The sequence below is a fragment of the Actinorhabdospora filicis genome, assembly GCF_030269765.1.
GTDB classification, from domain to species: Bacteria; Actinomycetota; Actinomycetes; order Mycobacteriales; family Micromonosporaceae; genus Actinorhabdospora; species Actinorhabdospora filicis.
The window spans coordinates 2,633,742-2,650,219 of the sequence record NZ_BSTX01000001.1 but is presented as its reverse complement, the minus strand read 5'-3'; the positions used below and the strand labels follow the sequence as shown (position 1 = coordinate 2,650,219).

Below are 16,478 nucleotides of genomic sequence, written 5' to 3'. Positions count from 1 at the left end.
CGCCGACCCTAGCGATCGGGTACGTCACTCCCGCACGCGTCGCCACCGGCGGCGCCCGCGCGCAATGCCAAAATGCCCATGTGATTCCCGACGTTCTCGCCAGCCGATACGCCTCCCCCGAGTTGACCGCCCTGTGGGACCCGGCCGCGAAGATCCGCGCCGAGCGCCGGTTGTGGCTCGCCGTCCTCAAGGCCCAGGCCGACCTGGGCGTCGCGGTGCCCGAGGGGGTCGTCGCCGCCTATGAGAAGGTCCTCGACACCGTCGATCTCGACTCCATCGCCGAGCGGGAGCGCGTCACCCGCCACGACGTGAAGGCGCGCATCGAGGAGTTCTCCGCCCTCGCCGGGCACGAGCACATCCACAAGGGCATGACCTCCCGCGACCTCACCGAGAACGTCGAGCAGCTCCAGGTGCGCGACTCGCTCGCGCTGATCCGGGACCGCGTGGTGGCGACGCTGGCGCGGCTGGCGTCCCGGGCCGTGGAGTACACCGAGCTGGCGATGGTCGGGCGCTCGCACAATGTGCCCGCCCAGGCGACCACGCTCGGGAAGCGCTTCGCGACGGCCGCCGAGGAGCTGCTGATCGCCTACGAGCGCATCTCCGACCTGCTCGACCGCTACCCGCTGCGCGGCATCAAGGGCCCGGTGGGGACCTCCGCCGACCAGCTCGACCTCCTCGGCGGGGACGCCGTCAAGCTCGGCGAGCTGGAGCGGCGCGTGGCCGCCCACCTCGGCTTCAACCGGGTCTTCGACTCCGTCGGCCAGGTCTACCCGCGGTCCCTCGACTTCGACGTGGTCTCCGCGCTCGTGCAGGCCGCGGCCGCGCCGTCCTCGATGTCGCTGACCATCCGGCTCATGGCCGGCGCGGAACTGGCCACCGAGGGCTTCAAGCCAGGCCAGGTCGGCTCCTCGGCGATGCCGCACAAGATGAACACCCGCTCCACCGAGCGCGTCAACGGCCTCGCCGTCGTGCTGCGCGGCTACGCGTCCATGGTCGGCGAGCTCGCCGGGGACCAGTGGAACGAGGGCGACGTGTCGTGCTCGGTGGTGCGCCGGGTCGCGCTGCCCGACGCGTTCTTCGCCGCCGACGGGCTGTTCCTCACCTTCCTCACCGTGCTCGGCGAGTTCGGGGCGTTCCCCGCGGTCGTGGAGCGCGAGATCGAGCGATACTTCCCGTTCCTGGCGACCACGAAGATCCTGCTGGCCGCCGTCCGCAAGGGCGTGGGCCGCGAGCAGGCCCACGAGGTCATCAAGGAGCACGCGGTGGCCGCCGCGCTGGCGATGCGCGAGCAGGGCACCTCGGTCAACGACATGTTCGACCGGCTCGCGCTGGACGAGCGGCTGGGCATGTCCCGCGAGGAGCTGGACGGGCTGCTGTCGGCGCCCCTGGAGTTCACCGGCGCGGCCGGTGCGCAGGTCGCGTCGGTCGCCGCGCGCGTCGCCGACGTCGTCGCGAAGCACCCGGAGGCGGCCGGGTACGTGCCGGGGGCGATTCTCTAGGCGTGCCATTCCCGGCGGGACCGGTCCATCGGGGCCCGCCGGGAGTAGCGTGTAATCAGGCCATGGCTGCGCGTCCCCACCGCGAACGCGGCCGACTGGTCTCGACGGCTCGACGATCTTCCGTCGCCGGGGTCGACCGGTGTACCGGCGGGCACCGCCTGAACCGCCGCCAGCCCAGCCTCAGCCCGGCGCGTCGCCGTCCCTTCCCGATCCGGCGCCGCCCACCCGGGCTTCCCCGGAGTGCGGCCCACGCCCCCAAGTCGCGGCCGGACGCCATGACAGGAAGGGGATCAGGGTGAACAACGCCGATCTCCAGGTCTTCTCCGCGCACGTCCAGCGCCGACGCCGCCAGATCATCGCCGACGTCGCCGACGCCCAGCGGGGCGGTGATCCGTCCGCGATCGAAGACGAGCTGCGCCGCCGCCTGCGCGGCACCGGCGTGTCCGACGCCGAACTGGCCGCCTGGGCCCGCGACATCGGCGCCCTCCCGCAGGGGAGCTAGCCGGTCCTACTCCCCGTGAGGTAGGGACGGGACACTCCCCCGGTACGACGACAAAGACGCGCGTCCTTCGCAGACTGAGGACATGCGCACCGCCACCTCACTCCTCCACGCCGCCGGGCTCGCCGGGTACCCCGAGGCGGCCATCGTGAACGCCGGGGTCGCCATGACCGGCCTCCCCCGGGAACTGCCGCCCGCCCTCGACATCCTGCGCGAGGCGGGCGAGCCGGGGCTCGCCGACTGGATCGCCTTCGGCTGGGACGAGTTCCCCCCGCACGTCGCGCGCCTGCTGTCGTGGGCGACGTCGACGGCCACACCCCTGCGGCTGCCCGCGCCCGAGGACCCCCGCTTGTGGGCGGCGGCCGCGCTCGCGCACGTCGGCGGCCGCCTGTCGATCGTGGCGCCGGAGTGGTCCCTGGACCTGCCCGACGTCGCCGGTGACCCGCCCGACTGGGCGCCCGGCCCCATCGGCCGCGTGTGGGCGGGCCTGGGCGCCGTCGCCTCTCGCGCGCGCTTCACCACCCGCGCCCGCGATCTCGTGGACGAGACCATCGAGCTGCACGGCGGGCTGCGGACGCCCGGCGTCGACGTCGACGAGGTGGTCGCCGACCTGCCGCTCACCGAGCGGCGCACGGCCCGCGCGGCGATCCTGTCCGCGCTGGACCCCCAGCGCGTCGGCCGCGCGGCGGTGGGCGTGGAGTACCTGGTGTACGGGGTGGTGGGGGCGGTGGAGCGGATCGCGGGGAGGTTCTAGCGAGAGGCCCCGCCGCGGGTGCGACGGGGCCTGCGCGTTATTCGTCGGCCGGGCCGTAGTACCCGGTCGTGTTGGCGCGGCGCCGGAACGCGCGGAACGCCACGAACCCGGCGAGCAGCGCCACCGCGCCGACGGCGGCGACGAGACCGGCGGTGGTGCCGGTCTGGGCGAGGCCGCCGCCGTTGCCGCCCTCGAAGGCGATGGGGGTTCTGTCGTTGCCCGCGTTGGAGTCGATGTGGCTCTGCGGCTCGCCGCCGAAGTCCCGGGCGACGATGACGGCACCCTCGGCCGCGAGGTCGACTGCGGTGACCTGCACGGGGATCTCGAAGCTCATCGACTCACCGACTTCGATGTCGACGGTCTTGCCGCAGCGGAAGTCGCCGGGGAAGACGTCCTTGCCGAAGTCGCCGGGGTTCGGCTTGGCGCAGCCATCGGGCAGGGACGTGACCGTGACGCCCTTGGGCAGCTTCACCCACACGTACGTCATGGGCTCACCGCCGCCACCGGGCCAGAGCATGCCGGGACCGTCATTGCGGACGGCCACGGTCAGCGTGGCCGCGCCCGTCTTCGCCGGGAGCGTCGAGGAGACGGCGACGAGGTCGGTCTTGCCGCCCGAGGTCAGCGTGATGAGGTCGCCGGGGTAGGAGGCGCCGTCGAACACGTGCTGGACGGGGACCTCGGCCGGGGCCTTGGGCGCGCCGGGAATGGTGAGGGCGGGGCCCGTTCCGTTCCCGGTCGGGGCCTCTCCGTCGTTCCCCTCCCAGGTGAAGCCGCCGTAAACCTGCCGGAGCACGTCGGTGCGAATCGTCCACGGCATGGTCAGCGTCGAGGATGCGCCGGGCTTCAGGACCGCGTCGAAACGGCAGGTCAGCCACGCGCGGTAGCTCCCGGCGGAAAGATGCGAGACGCAGTTGGCCGGGAGCGGACCGGCGGGCGCGGCCCCGTCGATCTCCATGTTGAGAACCGGGTTGTAGATCGTCGTGTCGCCGCCGTTGGCCACGGGGATTTTCACGTCGATGGTCTGCCCGGGAGCGCCGGGGTTGGTGACCTCCTCGTAGCCGAACTCCACCGTCTCGGCGACCCGGACGGTGAAGGTCCCGCCGGTGGTCGTCGCGTTGTCGGCGGCGATGGTCACCGGCAGCTTCGCCACACCGTTCACGCCCGTGAGCGCGGTGAACTCCAGGTGCGGTTGGTCGATGGAGGGGTAGTCGCCCTCGGTGTACCGGACGTCGTTCAGCGCGCAGGTCAGGATGGTCCCGGACCGGTCGCAGTCGTCAGTGGTGATCTCGGCCAGGCCGGCCGCGGCGCCGATGTCGACGGTCATGACGAGACCGGTGATCGTGCCGGAGCCCTCGCCGTCGAAGTAGAGGCCGGGTCCCCCGGCGGCGGTCTCACCGGGCGCGAGGCTGACCTCGTTCCAGTCGGCGACTGCCAGGCGCGGCTGCTCCGCCGCGTAAGCGGGCGCGGCCGCGCCCACGACGAAAGCCGTCAGAGCGCATGCCGCGCCCAGACGGTGAAGGGTGTGCTTCAAGAGTTCTCCAAGAAAGCGGGCACACACGCGTCCCGGGCAGGACGCGCTGCAAGGCACACGCTTTCCACGGGGTGCGCAGTTGCCCGTTACGCCGAATCGTGATCTTGACGTCAGATCTCGATGACCGCCCGGACCTCCAGGTCCCCGTACAGCCCCTCCTCCTCGCCGGCGAAGAGTCCCGCCAGCTCGGGGTCCCGGAACGACGCCGCCAGCGGCAGCCACGCCAGCAGCCCGGTGTGCCCGCCGCAGATGGTGGTGCCGCCGTCGCCGCCGAGGACCACGCCGGGGTCGGTGGACGCCTCCAGGATGTACGGGTCGAAGTTCAGGCGCAGCCCGAAGGGGTTCGGTTCGGCTTCGAAGCCCTTGCCGGGCAGGCGGTCCAGGGGGCACTCGTCGCCCCAGCGGAACAGGGTGGTGGACCCGGAGCGGCAGGCGTGCTCCCATTCATCGGGGGACGGTGGGCGCAGGCCGCGTTCGGCGAGGGCGGCCTCGGTCTCGTCGGGTTCGGGCCAGAGGGGCGCCGAGGTCACCGCCATCAGCAGGGGCGGCAGGTCGACCGTGCGAGGGGCGCTGACCTGGAACTCCAGGTACTCCGCGGGGTTCTCGGGCAGCCCGAACTCCACCGAGCGGGCGTAGGAGTCGAGTTGCCCGCGCGTCGGTTGCCAGCGCTCGGCGTCGAAGCCGAGGCGGACGCGGCCGCCGGGCACGAAGGCGAACTCGACGCCGTCCCGTTCGAGGGTGGACGGCGTCAAAGCCCGCCCGCCGACGCGCGCGGCCAGCGACGTGGTGTGGGCCAGTCGCGCGGCGTCGTCCAGGCCGGCCCAGGCCGTCAGGTCCATCTCAGCCGCCGGCGAAGGGCGGCAGGACGTCGACGACCGCGCCGTCGCGCAGGTCGCCGTCGCGGGTGCCGTCGACGAGGTAGGAGCTGATGGACAGGACCCGGGTCAGCTCCGGCCCGTACTTCTCGCCGAGGAACTCGCGCAGCTCGGTGAGGGAGGCGGCGTCGAGGGAGGTCTCGGTGGTCCCGGCGGCGGCGCGGGCGGCGGCGAAGAAGCGCACGGTCACCATGGTCATCCTCCGATGGCGGACATGGGGCGGGGCGGCTGGAGGAACGCCGGGTCGTCGATGCCGTGCCCGGGGAGCTTGCGGGCCATCGCCCCGGCCCACAGCGAGGCGAGCTCATCGTCGGACGCCCCGTCGCGCAGGGCGCCGCGCAGGTCGGTCTCGGTGGTGGCGAACAGGCAGGCGCGGACCTGCCCGTCGGCGGTGAGGCGGGTGCGGTCGCAGTCGCCGCAGAAGGGGCGGGTGACCGAGCCGATGACGCCGACGCGGGCGGGGCCGCCGTCCACGAGCCAGGTCTCGGCGGGGGCGGCGCCGCGGGGGACGTCGTCCTCGGTGAGGGTGAACTTGAGGCGCAGGGCGGCCAGGATCTCCTCGGCGGTGATCATGTTGTCGCGCCGCCAGCCGTGCTGGGCGTCGAGGGGCATCTGCTCGATGAAGCGCAGTTCGTAGCCGTGCGCCAGCGCGAACTCCAGCAGCGCGACGGCCTCGTCGTCGTTCACGTCGCGCATCAGCACGGTGTTGATCTTGACGGGGGTCAGGCCCGCGTCGGCGGCGGCGCGCAGCCCGTCGAGGGTGTCGGCGAGCCGGTCGCGCAGGGACAGTTCCCGGAACCGCTCGGGGCGCAGGGTGTCCAGCGAGACGTTGACGCGGTCGAGCCCGGCGTCCTTCAGGGCGGGGGCCACGCGGGTCAGGCCGATGCCGTTGGTGGTCAGTGAGATGCGGGGACGCGGTTCGAGCGCGGCGGTGGCGGCCACGATCTCCACCAGGCCGGGGCGCAGGAGCGGTTCGCCGCCGGTGAAGCGGACGTCCCGCACGCCCAGCCGCCCGACCGCGACGCCGATCAGCCGCACGACCTCGTCATCGGTGAGCAGCGTGGTGCGCGGCAGCCACGCCAGCCCCTCGGCGGGCATGCAGTAGGTGCACCGCAGGTTGCAGCGGTCGGTCAGCGACACGCGCAGATCCACGGCGGTGCGGCCGTACCGGTCGGTCAACGGGAGCATGGTTCCGACGGTATCCCCACCCCCGGACAGAACGCGGCGTGTGGGTCGGGACGAGGGCGTGGCGCAGCCCATAGTCTTGTCCCCGGACGGCAACTCGGCTGGGAGGGCGCGGCGTGGTCACCGGACGGCTCCGCAAGGTACTGAACGAGGCGAGCGCGCGTCACCAGCGCGCCGTCGGGCGGGTCGGCGCCGCGCGCGCCGCCCTCGACCAGGTCGCCGGTGGCGGCGCGGTGGCGAATCCGCCCGCCTACGAGGCGGCGACCGCGCGCATGGCCGACGCGGCGCAGCGCGTCCCGAAGTCGGCGGAGTACCTGCGCGTCGGGGAGTTCGCCCACGGCAGCCGCCGCGCGCCGGTGATCGTGCCGTTTTTGGGGTCGCAGCAGCTGGCCACCGACGTCGACACGCGCGATCCGCGCGTGGTCGATCTGCTGCGCGAGGTCCTGCTGCAGCTGTTCACCGGCTCCGAGGCGGGCGCGCTGCGGGTGCGGACGGTGGACGCCGCCGGGCTCGGCGCGGCCTTCGCGCCGTTCCGCCCGCTGATCGACGCGGGGGCGCTGGGCGCGCCCGTCACCGACCAGGCGGGCTACCGGGACCTGCTCGACCAGGCCGAGAACCACGTGCGCGCGCGCCTCTCGGGCGAGACGGGACCGGTGCTGGTGCTGGTCATCGCCTCCGCGCCGCCGCATTCGCGGGCCGACGCCGAGCGGCTGGACGCGCTGGCGCGCTCGGGGGCGTCGGCCGGGTTGCAGGTCATCGCGTGCGGCGTCCCGGCCCTGGCGGGGGCCGTGCGGATCGGGCTGCGCGAGGGCTACGCGGAGGTCTCCGGCGGGCCGTTCGGCGAGGCGGGGCTGGCGGCTCGCGTAACCCTGGCGGCGGCTCCGTCGTTGGACGATATGACGGAAATGGCCACGCGGCTGGCCGAGCGCGAGCGCAAGGCCGCCACGATCGGGTTCACCGACCTCGTCCCCACCACGCTGTGGACCGAGCGTGCCGACGAGGGGCTGCGCACCGTCGTCGGCCGCGGCGAGTCGGGGCCGGCCGTGCTGTCCTTCGACGACGCCACCCCGCACTGGCTGGTCGGCGGACGCAGCGGCGGCGGCAAGACCGTGTTCCTCCTCGACGTCCTCTACGGGCTGGCCGCCCGCTACTCACCTGACGAGCTGGCGCTGTACCTCCTCGACTTCAAGGAAGGAGTGTCGTTCACCGAGTTCACCCCCTCCGAGCTGGACCCGAGCTGGATCCCGCACGCGCGAGCGGTCGGCATCGAGAGCGACCGCGAGTACGGCGTGGCGATCCTGCGCGAACTGACCGCCGAGATGACCCGCCGCTCGGTGGCCATGAAACGCGCCGGGGTGACCCGGTACGCGCAACTGCGCGTCCGCAAGCAGGTGCCGCGCGTCGTCCTGGTCATCGACGAGTTCCACGTCCTCTTCCAGGGCAACGACAAGGTCGCCCGCGAGGCGGTGGCGCTGCTGGAGGACCTGGCGCGCAAGGGCCGCTCCTACGGCATCCACATGGTCCTGGCCAGCCAGACGGTGTCCGGCATCGAGGCCCTGTACACGAAGAAGGACTCGATCTTCGGTCAGTTCCCGCTGCGGGTGGCGTTGCCCGGGGCGAACTCGGTGCTGGATGTGCTGAACAGCGCCGCGGCCGGGCTGCGCATCGGCGAGGCGATCGTCAACCCCGCCGGCGGCATCAAGGACCACAACCGGCTCCTGCGCTTCCCCAACGCCCACGACGGCTCCGGCACCCTCGACGCCCTCCGGCACCGCCTGTGGGAGCACCGCGCGCCCGGATCTCCCCCGCCGCCGGTGTTCCAGGGCTACGCCGAGCAGGTCCTGGAGAAGGACTCGGCGTACCTGGCGCTCGCCGAGACCGCCGTCCCCCGCGCCCTGGTGGGCCGCGCGGTCGACCTGACCGGCTCCACCGCCGGCGTCACCCTCGACGCCGGGCCCGGGCGGCACCTCGCCGTCCTCGGCGCCGACCCCGTGGGCGCCGAGGTGCTCTCGGCGGCGGCCCGCTCGGTGGCGAAGCAGCGTCCCGGCGCGCGGTTCCTGTTCGTGGGCGCGACCGCGCCCGAGATCATCGAGGACGCCGTCATCGACATCGGCCGCGCCGGAGCATCGGTGGCCCGCCACCCCATGACCGCATTCCCCGACGTGCTCGCCTCCCTCGCCGAGGCCGAGGACACCTACCTCGTCGGTTTCGGGCTGGACGCCGCGTCCCTCGACCGCGCGCAGACGCAGGCCCTCTCGGCGCTGCTGCGGCGCGGGCCCGCCCGCCGCGTCCACGTCCTGGGCTGGTGGCGGACGATGCGCCGCTTCACCGAGGACCTCGGCGGCTCCCAGGGCCGCGAGGACGTCGCGTGCGCCGTCGTCCTGAACATCCCCGGCGGCGAGCTCACCGGCCACTTCGGCCAGTCGGTCGCCGACTGGCAGCCCCGCCCCAACCGCGCGCTGCTCATCGACCGGCACGCAGACACCCGCACCCTCATCCTGCCGTTCTCCCGCGAGGAGGAGCTGTGAGCTACGACGACTACCTGCGCGCCGCCGCCGAGCTGTCCTCCCTGCACGCCGGGGACGTCAGCTCGGCCGCCCAGCGCGACACCTGGGTCACCGGCCAGCGCGCCGAGCTCGACGAGCTGGGCGCCCGCCTGGCGCGCCAGCGCACGTCCCTGGAGAACGTCGCGACCCTCACCAAGCTGCCGGTCACGTTCCCCGCCGTGCCCGTCCAGCACCTGTCGGGGACCGACGTCGCCTCGGCCATGACCGCCGCCCGCACCGACGCCTCCGCCGCCGATGACCTCGTCACCGAGACCGATTACCTGGCCCACCGCGCGCCCCTCCTCCCGCGCTGGCGCACCGACGAGCGCAACGCCCTGGTCTACCTCGCCTACGCCGCCCTGGCGCTGCTGCTGCAGATCGGCGTCCTCGTCAACGCCGCGTCCAATGAGGACACCCTGTCCGGCCGCGGCTGGGTGGCCTTCTGGGCGATCGTGCTGCCCCTCCTGGCCTTCGGCGCCGGCTGGCTCACCATCGGCGTGGCGTGCAGGCCACGCCTCGGCGAGGAGAAGCTGGTGCGTAACCCCCGGCTGGGGTTGATCGTTTGCCTGAGTACCTGGCTGGTCGTGTGCTCGATCGGCGGGCAGGTCCTGTTCTGACCCCGGGGGAGCGTCCATGGCGAGCATCGAAGAAGTGAAGGCCGGACTCGAAGAGACCGCCCGCATCCTGGAGACCGCCATCGACGGCTCCCAGCCCGTCGGCGACTCCCTCGACCAGGCCCGCGAGAGGTTCGCGGCAGCCACCCAGGGCGCCATCGACGACCGCGCGGCCGGAGTCCACGCGCTGCTGGTGGGGGCGAGGAGTGCCCTGGACGAGGCGGTGGAGACGGCGCGGACCGCGCTGGAGGACGCGCGGGAGTACTCGGCGGCGCTCTGAACCCAGAGACGCCGACCCACTGACCCACTGACCCACTGACCCGCCGACCCGCCGACCCGCACCCGATCAACCGATGGCCCGGACCGGGGCGGGTCGGCACCGTGGACGCATGGGGATCGAGACGGCGAACGGCGAGCACGTGCTCGCCACCGCCACGGGGACGCACGCGGGTGACGGCGGGCTCGTGGTCGTGACCGACCGGCGAATCGTGTTCGTGCCGGACGAAGGGACCGGACGGCCGGACGAAGAGCTCCCGCTCGCAGGGGATGAGCTCGTGGAATGGCAGGGCGATTACCTGACCGGCCAGGTCACGATCCGCTCGCCGGTGAGTGAGGTGGGGCCGGTGACCTTCAAGGGGATGCCGAGACGAGACGGCATCAACCTCGCGGAGGCGGCCAGAACGGCGATCCGCGAACTGCGAGTGGGAGTGGATGCGGACCCGGCTGCCGGGAGCACCGGCCCCTTGTAGTGACCTGAGCAATGATCCGAGCACGGTCCTGCGCGACCTGAAGGCCTGGTACGAAGAAGGACTCATCACCGAGACCGAATACGCGACGAAACGCGCGGAGGTCTTGGCGCGCGTTTAGGCGAGCAGGGCAGGGCGGCTGAGCAGGTTCACCCCCACGCCCGTGGGGACCACGCAGGACCAACGGTGCGTCGGCGAAGGCTCGGCGGCTCACCCCCACGCCCGTGGGGACCACGTCCCACGCAAGATCATCACCGTCGCGAAGAACGGTTCACCCCCACGCCGGTGGGGAGCACCACAACAAGAACCCGATCAACCACGAGATGTGCGGTTCACCCCCACGCCCGTGGGGAGCACGAGCTCGGCGTCGACGGAGACGGCCGGTAGTTCGGTTCACCCCCACGCCCGTGGGGACCACCCTTCGCGACCTGCGGTGTTAGTGCCGGGGTTTCACGTTTCCCGTCGCATCCATCCTCTTCTCTGGTCGACCGTACTCACGTCACGCCAGCACCGTCGTGCCGCTCGCACCAGTACGCCGGGGCAACCACTCAAGCCCCACCCCCTACGGCAGCACCGCCCGCACCGCTCGCCGCACCTCCACGCGCTCCGGGGGCGCCGAGGGGTCCGCGTACAGCAAGTGCACCGTCCCGATCAGCGCCGGGGCCAGGGCCTCGACGTCCGTCTCCTCCGGCACTCGCCCGAGCGCACGTTCCGCCGACAGGTACCCCGCCAATGCCGCCGCCACGTCCGAGAGCAGCGGTAGCCCGACCGGTCCGCGTTCCGCACGCAGGCGGGCGCGCAGCTCATCGCGCACGATCATCAGTCCCACGATCGCCGTCGCCGTGGGGCCGAGCATCGCGGTGAGGGCGACCACCACGTTCTCCTCGACGGTCCCGGTGCCCGCCTGCTCGCGCAACCGTGGCGCGTACTCCTGGGCGAGCCGGATCCGGTCGTGCACCAGCGCGACCAGGAACCCGTCGAAGTCGCCGTAGTCGCGATGCAGCAGGCCCTTCGCGCACCCGGCCTCCTCGGTGACCGCGCGGCTCGTCAAGGCCTTCGCGCCATCGCGGGACATGACCGTCTCCGCGGCGGCGAACAGGCGTCCTTGCAGGTCGGCGATGGGTACACCGCGTGGCATGGTCCCTCCAGAAAAGAACGGGCGGTTGCCCGTCTTGAGAATGGGCATGTGCCCATCTAGTGTGGGCGTATGCCCATTCTAGGTCCCGGGACTGCTGAGCCCGATCACAATGAGCCCGATCACACCGCCCCCCACCGCGCCCGCGACGTCGCCGAGTCCTTCGGCGCGGACGCCGAGGCCTACCACCGGCTGCGCCCCCGCTACCCCGCCGCGCTCGCCGAGGCCGTTCTCGAAGCCGCGCCGGGCGAAGCATCGGGCAGAGACGTCCTGGACGTCGGCTGCGGCACCGGCATCTCCGCCGAGCACTTCGCCGCGCGGGGGTGCCGGGTCCTGGGCGTCGATCCCGACGCGCGCATGGCCGATCGAGCCCGGGAGCGGGGTCTCGCCGTCGAGGTCGCGCGTTTCGAGGACTGGGACGCCCGGGGCCGCGACTTCGACGTCGTCATCTCCGGCCAGACCTGGCACTGGGTGGATCCCGAACGGGGACCGGCGAAGGCCGGGAGCGTCCTGCGCCCGGGCGGCCGCCTGGCGCTGTTCTGGAACGCCGCGAGCATCGACGCCGACCTCGCCGCGCGCCTGACCGAAGCCTGCCCCGGCATCCCCCCGACCACGTACACGGGCGCGGCCTACGACGCGATGGCCGTGTGGGCGGCCGAAAAACTTTCAAAAACCTTCACCAACGTGACGACGACCGCCTTCCCGTGGTCGGCGAGTTACGAGCGGGACGCCTGGGTCGCCATGCAGCTGACCACCGGCATCCGCGGCGGCATCGACGCCGGGGCCTTCCGGAACGCGCTGCCGGCGTCCGTGGACGTCGAATATCGCGCGATTTTGGTGACGGGCATCACAGATGAATAACCATTCCGTCCTCGGCCGCGATGATCTCGCCGCCGAAGGCCGCGCGCGCCTCGGCCACGGCCGCCGCGCGGTCGCTGCCGGGCCAGAAATGGGTCAGGACCAGCCGTGACACCCCGGCCCGGGCCGCGCAGGCCCCGGCCTCGCCCGCGCGCAGGAGCAACGGGCTCGGTTCGCCGGGCCCGTGGGTGACTCCCGCGATGAGGACCGACGCTCCGGCGGCCAGCGCGTCGAGCTCGGCTCCGGCCCCCGCATCGCCGCTGTAAGCCATTTCGAGGGGCCCGGACAGTCGTACCCCCGCGTGGGGCACGAAATGCGGCAGGAGGGCACCTGAGAGCCCGAACGGCCCCACCGGGTACGTCCCCGGCAGCTCGTGGAGCGCGAAAACCTCGCTCAGGGCCTCCGTGGGCTCCATCGCCTGCACGCGGGCGGCCGTCCCGGGCGTGGTGAACAGCGGGACGACGGGCCCGCGCTCGGCGGCGAAGTACCGGGCGCGCGCCAGCCCGCCCAGGTCGGCGCAGTGGTCGGGGTGCTCGTGCGTCACCGCCACCGCGTCCACGTCGGTGACCAGGTCCAGCAGGCGTGTGGCGGTGCCCCAGCCCAGGTCCAGGACCAGGCGGAAACCGGCCCACTCCAGCAGGAACCCCACCGTCGCGCACCTCGCGGCCGGAAACGCCCCACACGAGCCGAGAACCGTCAATCGACGCATCCGGCAAGCCTGCCCGACAGGATCAGAGCGCACAAAAAACCGGACCCGTGCCAATGGCACGAACCCGGCTCTTGAGCAACCTCAGGGTCTTAGGCGGGGCGAACGTTCTCCGCCTGCGGGCCCTTCTGACCCTGGGACACCTCGAACTCGACCTTCTGGCCCTCTTCCAGGCTGCGGTAACCGCTGACCTGGATCGCGGAGAAGTGCACGAAGAGATCGGCGCCGCCGTCCTCCGGGGCGATGAAGCCGAAGCCCTTTTCCGCGTTGAACCACTTGACTGTGCCTTGGGCCATGATCGGCCTTTCTAACTTGAGGGTAGTACCTGCTCACCTTACCTTCCGGTGAGCTGGAGCGCGCTCAGGTGACGTGATCGTCACAGCCGGGCGGCGCGGGGAATCATGCTACGTCACGTCCGCCACGGTGACATCAGTGCCATCGATCGAGTACGTTCTGCGCCATGCTCGCGCTGGATCTCCTCGGTCTCGGACCCGTTCTGCCGGTCGTCGTGCTCGACCGCGCCGAAGACGCCGTGCCCGTCGCCGAGGCCCTCGTGGCCGGTGGTGTGACGACCATGGAGCTGACCCTGCGGACGCCCGTGGCGCTCGCGGCCATCGAGGCCGTCGCGGCGAAGGTCCCCGGGATCGTCATCGGCGCGGGCACCGTCGTGTCGCCCGGGCAGGCCCGGGACGCGGTCAGCGCCGGTGCCCGGTTCCTCGTCTCGCCGGGCTCGCCGGAGTCGCTTGTGGACGCGATGGCGGCGGCGAAAGTCCCGTTCCTCCCGGGCGTGTCGACCGCGACCGAGGCGATGGCTCTGCTGGCGCGCGGGGTCACCGAGCTGAAGCTGTTCCCGGCCTCGGCGGTGGGCGGCCCGGCCCTGCTCAGGGCTCTGTCCGGGCCCCTCCCGCAGCTCACCTTCTGCCCGACCGGCGGCATCACCCCGGAGACCGCCGGCGACTACCTTTCACTGTCCAATGTGGCCTGCGTGGGCGGCAGCTGGCTGACCCCGCCGGGGCTGGTGGCCTCCGGGGACTGGGCCGGCATCACCGCCCTAGCGCGCGCTCGGCCGCTCTGATCCCGTCCCGGGAGTAGGTCACCAGCGAGTGGTCGGCGGCCCGCTCGGCGTGCTGGAGCGCGCCCCGGTAGTACGTGACGGCCTTCTGCGGCTCGTCGACGAGCAGGGCCGCGCGCCCGGCGTTGATCAGGATCTCGGCCTGGAGCGAGGGCTCGTGCACCTGGCGGGCCAGCTCGACCGCCTTCGAGTGGTGCTCGGCGGCGGCCTCCGGGGTCCCCGTCACCGTCGCGGTCAGCGAGAGCTTGCTGTGGGCCATGGCCTGCCCGAGGACGAAACCGGCCTCCTCGCAGGTCTCCAGGGCCAGCTTGAGCCGCAACCCGGCCGCGACCCACTCGCCGCGCTCGACCAGCACCGTGCCCAGCTGGAACAGCGCCGTCCCGGCGCCCCGGCGCTCATTGGTCCGGGTGAAGATCTCCAGCCCGCGCTCGAACTCGCGGGTGGCGTGGTCGAAGTCGCCCTCGATCAGGTCGATGCGGCCGATGTCCAGGCAGGTACCGGCCACGCTCTCGGGGTCGGCGGCCTCCTCGAAGATGGCGCGCGCGGCCGTCAGGTGCTCCCGGGCCTCGCCGTATCGACCGGCGTCGATGCAGCCGACGCCGACGCTGGCCACCGCGTAGGACTCGTACTCGCGGTCCCCGGCGTGCCGGGCCAGGCTCAGGCAGCGCTCCCAGTGCTCCAGGGCGCGTCCCGGGTCGGCCATGCAGGACCAGGCGTTGCCCAGGTTCAGCGAGAGCTTCATCTGCGCCTGGACGTCGTTGAAGCGGTGGGCCATGTCCAGCGCCAGGTCGCCGGTGGCGATCCACTGCTCGTACTGCCCGCGCAGCAGGAAGTACCGCCAGGCCAGGCCCGCCATGGCGAAGACGTGGGACGGCATGGCCGCCCGCTCGGCGGAGACGATCGCGGCGACCACCCCGGCCGCCTCCTCGTCCATCCACAGCAGAGCGTCCTCATAGGACTCGAAGTCCTCGCCGAAGCCGAACTGGTCGGGCCGCAGCGCGCCCGGCGCGATGTGCCGCAGGACGGCGGTGACGCGCTCCTCGTACCAGTCGAACAGACGGCCCAGGATGCGCCTCTGCTCGCCGGTCTCGGCCGGGACCAGGTGCGCGGCGACGTACTCGCGGACCAGGTCGTGGAACTCCCACCGGTCCGGGCCGACCCGCCGCACCAGGTGCAGGGTGGCCAGCTCGTCCATCAGCCGCCGGGTCGTCTCGCGGTTCCGCTCGGCCAGCGTGGCCAGCGACTCCAGGCCCATGTCGGGACCCGGGTGGCCGCCGGTGAGCCGCAGCATCCGCTGCGCCTCGGGGCTCAGCGCGGCCAGCGAGAGGTCGAAGGTGGTGCGCAGCGCGGTGTCCGGATCGTCCGGAACGGCCAGTGTGGACAGCCGTCCGGCCTCGCGGACGCGGCGGGCGAAGCGCGCCAGGGACTGCCGCTCGTCGACGGCGAGCTGCGCGGCGGCCAGCCGCAGCGCCAGCGGCAGCGGGCGGCACAGCTCCACCAGGTCCACCGCCGCCCCGGCCTCCGAGCGCACCCGCTGCGCGCCCAGCAGGCGCACCAGCAGCTGGACGCCTTCGTCCAGCGTCAGCCCGTCCAGCGAGACCGCGTGCAGGTCGTGCGAGACGCCCAGGCCGCGCAGCTCGACGCGGCTGGTGACCACCACCAGGCAGCCCGAGACACCCGGCAGCAGCGGCCGGACCTGGGCGGCGTCGCGCGCGTTGTCCAGCACGATGGCGATCTTGCGCCCGGCCAGCATCGAGCGGTAGAGCGCGGTGCGTTCCTCCACATCGGATGGAATGTCGTCCCCGGACACGCCCAGCGCGCGCAGGAACCGGTGCAGCACCAGCGACGGCGCCACCGGGGCGGTGTCGCTGAAGCCCTTCAGGTCGGCGAACAGCTGCCCGTCGGGGAAGCGCGCGGCCACCGAGTGCGCCCAGCGCACCGCCAGCGCGGTCTTCCCGATCCCGCCCGGGCCCACCAGCGCCACGATCGGGGCGGGCACACGATCTTTGAACGGGGCCTCGCTCGCCCGGTCGATGACGCCGTCCAGCGCGTCGAGGGTCTTGGCGCGGCCGACGAAGGTGCCCAGGTCGCCGGGCAGCTGGCGCGGGACGACCCGGACGGGCGCGGCCGAGGCGTCCTCCACGTGCGCCGAACCCTCAGCGGGGAGCGCGCGGGCGGCGTCCACCCAGCGGCTCACCGTGTCCGGGTCACCGCCGCACGCCTGCACCAGGGCCGCCACGACCTCCACGCGCGGGACCGTCGTCCGGCCGAGGACGGTGGCCAGCGTGGACGCGGGCAGCCAGTCGCCGGCGTCCCTCGCGCGCTGCTCGATCTCGCGGTAGCTCAGGCCCGAACGGTTCTTGAGGGCGCGCAGCATCGCCACCAGATCGGCGGATGTCCGGGCGCGCCTGGGATCCAGCTCGTCGCCGCCGGACATGGGCCTCCTTCTCCAGTTCTC

Annotated in this window: 17 protein-coding genes; 9 read left to right on the top strand and 8 right to left on the bottom strand. The window is 72.8% G+C overall.

The window, feature by feature from the left end:
• Positions 1-80: 80 nt before the first annotated feature.
• The 3 genes from purB (at position 81) to QSK10_RS12490 (ending at position 2,752) form a co-directional block, all read left to right on the top strand.
• Positions 81-1,499 (top strand): adenylosuccinate lyase, encoded by a 1,419-nt coding sequence (gene purB / locus QSK10_RS12500; protein ID WP_285662827.1) that lies wholly within the window; start codon positions 81-83, stop codon positions 1,497-1,499.
• 295 nt (positions 1,500-1,794) lie between these two features.
• On the top strand, positions 1,795-2,001 hold the full coding sequence (locus QSK10_RS12495) for a hypothetical protein (protein WP_285662826.1): 207 nt from the start codon (positions 1,795-1,797) through the stop codon (positions 1,999-2,001).
• Between the two features lie 82 nt (positions 2,002-2,083).
• Entirely contained in the window at positions 2,084-2,752 is a 669-nt protein-coding gene (locus QSK10_RS12490) for a hypothetical protein (RefSeq protein WP_285662825.1), read from the top strand.
• A 37-nt stretch (positions 2,753-2,789) separates the two neighbouring features.
• Here QSK10_RS12490 and QSK10_RS12485 read toward each other — a convergent pair whose 3' ends face one another.
• The 4 genes from QSK10_RS12485 to moaA form a co-directional block, all read right to left on the bottom strand.
• Complete coding sequence (locus QSK10_RS12485) at positions 2,790-4,283, bottom strand: hypothetical protein (protein ID WP_285662824.1); 1,494 nt, start codon at positions 4,281-4,283, stop codon at positions 2,790-2,792.
• A gap of 110 nt (positions 4,284-4,393) precedes the next feature.
• Complete coding sequence (locus QSK10_RS12480; protein WP_285662823.1) at positions 4,394-5,122, bottom strand: hypothetical protein; 729 nt, start codon at positions 5,120-5,122, stop codon at positions 4,394-4,396.
• A 1-nt stretch (position 5,123) separates the two neighbouring features.
• Positions 5,124-5,357, bottom strand: a complete 234-nt coding sequence (locus tag QSK10_RS12475; protein WP_285662822.1) for a MoaD/ThiS family protein — start codon at positions 5,355-5,357, stop codon at positions 5,124-5,126.
• Positions 5,354-6,346 carry a GTP 3',8-cyclase MoaA gene (gene moaA / locus QSK10_RS12470; RefSeq protein ID WP_285662821.1) on the bottom strand — a complete coding sequence of 331 codons (993 nt, stop codon included), beginning with the start codon at positions 6,344-6,346 and terminating at the stop codon, positions 5,354-5,356. The genes QSK10_RS12475 and moaA overlap by 4 nt, the downstream gene beginning before the upstream one ends.
• A gap of 113 nt (positions 6,347-6,459) precedes the next feature.
• Here moaA and QSK10_RS12465 point away from each other — a divergent pair, with 113 nt between their 5' ends.
• The 4 genes from QSK10_RS12465 (at position 6,460) to QSK10_RS12450 (ending at position 10,252) form a co-directional block, all read left to right on the top strand.
• Positions 6,460-8,871, top strand: a complete 2,412-nt coding sequence (locus QSK10_RS12465; RefSeq protein WP_285662820.1) for an FtsK/SpoIIIE domain-containing protein — start codon at positions 6,460-6,462, stop codon at positions 8,869-8,871.
• Complete coding sequence (locus QSK10_RS12460; RefSeq protein WP_285662819.1) at positions 8,868-9,506, top strand: hypothetical protein; 639 nt, start codon at positions 8,868-8,870, stop codon at positions 9,504-9,506. Before QSK10_RS12465 ends, QSK10_RS12460 begins: the two co-directional genes overlap by 4 nt.
• 16 nt (positions 9,507-9,522) lie before the next feature.
• Positions 9,523-9,783: a hypothetical protein gene (locus QSK10_RS12455; RefSeq protein ID WP_285662818.1), complete on the top strand. Its 261-nt coding sequence runs from the start codon at positions 9,523-9,525 to the stop codon at positions 9,781-9,783.
• A gap of 109 nt (positions 9,784-9,892) precedes the next feature.
• On the top strand, positions 9,893-10,252 hold the full coding sequence (locus tag QSK10_RS12450) for a hypothetical protein (RefSeq protein WP_285662817.1): 360 nt from the start codon (positions 9,893-9,895) through the stop codon (positions 10,250-10,252).
• A gap of 559 nt (positions 10,253-10,811) precedes the next feature.
• On the opposite strand, the gene QSK10_RS12445 is transcribed toward QSK10_RS12450, so the two are convergent.
• Positions 10,812-11,387: a TetR/AcrR family transcriptional regulator gene (locus QSK10_RS12445; protein WP_285662816.1), complete on the bottom strand. Its 576-nt coding sequence runs from the start codon at positions 11,385-11,387 to the stop codon at positions 10,812-10,814.
• Positions 11,388-11,456: 69 nt separating this feature from the next.
• Between QSK10_RS12445 and QSK10_RS12440 the strand changes: the two genes are divergently transcribed.
• Complete coding sequence (locus QSK10_RS12440; RefSeq protein WP_285662815.1) at positions 11,457-12,245, top strand: class I SAM-dependent methyltransferase; 789 nt, start codon at positions 11,457-11,459, stop codon at positions 12,243-12,245.
• Here QSK10_RS12440 and QSK10_RS12435 read toward each other — a convergent pair.
• Positions 12,232-12,951 (bottom strand): MBL fold metallo-hydrolase, encoded by a 720-nt coding sequence (locus QSK10_RS12435; protein ID WP_490246404.1) that lies wholly within the window; start codon positions 12,949-12,951, stop codon positions 12,232-12,234. The genes QSK10_RS12440 and QSK10_RS12435 overlap by 14 nt on opposite strands.
• A gap of 89 nt (positions 12,952-13,040) precedes the next feature.
• Complete coding sequence (gene cspE, locus QSK10_RS12430; protein ID WP_285662813.1) at positions 13,041-13,244, bottom strand: transcription antiterminator/RNA stability regulator CspE; 204 nt, start codon at positions 13,242-13,244, stop codon at positions 13,041-13,043.
• A 164-nt stretch (positions 13,245-13,408) separates the two neighbouring features.
• Between cspE and eda the strand changes: the two genes are divergently transcribed.
• Entirely contained in the window at positions 13,409-14,023 is a 615-nt protein-coding gene (eda, locus tag QSK10_RS12425; RefSeq protein WP_285662812.1) for a bifunctional 4-hydroxy-2-oxoglutarate aldolase/2-dehydro-3-deoxy-phosphogluconate aldolase, read from the top strand.
• On the opposite strand, the gene QSK10_RS12420 is transcribed toward eda, so the two are convergent.
• Entirely contained in the window at positions 13,992-16,457 is a 2,466-nt protein-coding gene (locus QSK10_RS12420; RefSeq protein ID WP_285662811.1) for an XRE family transcriptional regulator, read from the bottom strand. The two genes, eda and QSK10_RS12420, sit on opposite strands and share 32 nt — an antisense overlap.
• Positions 16,458-16,478 lie beyond the last annotated feature (21 nt).

Bases quoted from the DNA above. Each gene is read 5' to 3' on its own strand.
- QSK10_RS12445 (WP_285662816.1), bottom strand. From the start codon at position 11,387: ATGCCACGCGGTGTACCCATCGCCGACCTGCAAGGACGCCTGTTCGCC.
- QSK10_RS12455 (WP_285662818.1), top strand. From the start codon at position 9,523: ATGGCGAGCATCGAAGAAGTGAAGGCCGGACTCGAAGAGACCGCCCGC.
- QSK10_RS12435 (WP_490246404.1), bottom strand. From the start codon at position 12,951: ATGCGTCGATTGACGGTTCTCGGCTCGTGTGGGGCGTTTCCGGCCGCG.
- eda (WP_285662812.1), top strand. From the start codon at position 13,409: ATGCTCGCGCTGGATCTCCTCGGTCTCGGACCCGTTCTGCCGGTCGTC.
- moaA (WP_285662821.1), bottom strand. From the start codon at position 6,346: ATGCTCCCGTTGACCGACCGGTACGGCCGCACCGCCGTGGATCTGCGC.
- QSK10_RS12440 (WP_285662815.1), top strand. From the start codon at position 11,457: ATGCCCATTCTAGGTCCCGGGACTGCTGAGCCCGATCACAATGAGCCC.
- QSK10_RS12490 (WP_285662825.1), top strand. From the start codon at position 2,084: ATGCGCACCGCCACCTCACTCCTCCACGCCGCCGGGCTCGCCGGGTAC.
- cspE (WP_285662813.1), bottom strand. From the start codon at position 13,244: ATGGCCCAAGGCACAGTCAAGTGGTTCAACGCGGAAAAGGGCTTCGGC.
- QSK10_RS12480 (WP_285662823.1), bottom strand. From the start codon at position 5,122: ATGGACCTGACGGCCTGGGCCGGCCTGGACGACGCCGCGCGACTGGCC.
- QSK10_RS12420 (WP_285662811.1), bottom strand. From the start codon at position 16,457: ATGTCCGGCGGCGACGAGCTGGATCCCAGGCGCGCCCGGACATCCGCC.
- QSK10_RS12450 (WP_285662817.1), top strand. From the start codon at position 9,893: ATGGGGATCGAGACGGCGAACGGCGAGCACGTGCTCGCCACCGCCACG.
- QSK10_RS12475 (WP_285662822.1), bottom strand. From the start codon at position 5,357: ATGACCATGGTGACCGTGCGCTTCTTCGCCGCCGCCCGCGCCGCCGCC.